At 63.8% G+C, this 1,113-nt stretch carries 1 protein-coding gene; it reads right to left on the bottom strand.

Translation table 11 applies throughout. The features are described 5' to 3' along the window. Positions 1 to 29: 29 nt before the first annotated feature. Positions 30 to 1,058, bottom strand: coding sequence for an IS30-like element ISShes10 family transposase (locus AC19YT_RS28255; protein ID WP_011711660.1), 1,029 nt, complete (start codon positions 1,056 to 1,058; stop codon positions 30 to 32). Positions 1,059 to 1,113 lie beyond the last annotated feature (55 nt).

Below are 1,113 nucleotides of genomic sequence, written 5' to 3'. Positions count from 1 at the left end.
GGCGGTTGCAGGATCTGAGTGCAACACGGTTATTGAATTGAAGCGGGAGCATCATGCCGCATCACCACGGCTTCTTGCATCACTTCGCCCATCACCTCGATCGGGCATTTGAAGTCGAAGCGTTTGCGCGGTCGCATATTCAGTTGCAAAGCGATGGCGTCCAGGGCTTCCTGACTATGCACCGACAAGTCCGTGCCCTTGGGCAGGTACTGGCGGATCAGTCCATTGATGTTCTCATTGCTGCCGCGTTGCCAGGGGCTGTGCGGGTCGCAGAAGTAGATCGCCACCCCGGTCCGCTGGGTGATCTCGGCGTGCCGCGCCATCTCCCGGCCCTGGTCGTAGGTCATGCTCTTGCGCACCGCCAGCGGCATGCCATTGAGCGCCGCACTGAAGCCCTCCAGCGCCGAGGTCGCCGTCGCGTCGGCCATCTTGATCAGCATCAGGTAGCCGCTGGTACGCTCCACCAAGGTGCCCACCGCCGAGGCATTGGCCTTGCCCTTGATCAGGTCGCCCTCCCAATGGCCTGGCATCAGCCGGTCTTCGACCTCCGGCGGGCGCACGTGGATGCTGAGCATTTCAGGGATCTGGCCGCGCCGATCGACGCCGCCAGAGCGCGGCCTGCGACTCGTCTTGCCCTGGCGCAGGCAGATGATCAGCTCCTTGCGCAGGCCACCGACCGGCAGGGCGTAGATCGCGTTATAGATCGTCTCGCGGCAGACGTAGGCCTCTCTGAGGCTGGGTATGTTCATGCTGCGCAGCTTGCCGGCAATCTGCTCGGGAGACAAACCCTCACGCAGCATATGGACGACCAGCTCGAAGCGCTCACTGCCCGGCAGCAGCTTGCACTGAGGCCTGCAGACCTGGCGGCGGACCTGCATCTGCTGCTGGGCAGCACAGGCCTGGTAGCGGGTGCCAGGGGCCCGGTTGCGGCGCAGCTCCCGGCTGATGGTCGAGGGGGAGCGGCCGAGCATCCGGGCAATTCGCCGCTGGCTGAAACCTTGGGCAAGGCCGAGTTGAAGGGTCGCACGTTCGGGGATACTGAGTTCGTGATAGGACATAGTGGCAGCACCGTACCGGAAAGGTCAGGTGTTGCACTCAGTTTTTGCGGCCGCC

Source organism: Pseudomonas sp. MF08875, from assembly GCF_059862525.1.
Note: the sequence above shows the minus strand (reverse complement) of the source record. Positions and strands in the feature narration are given on the sequence as shown.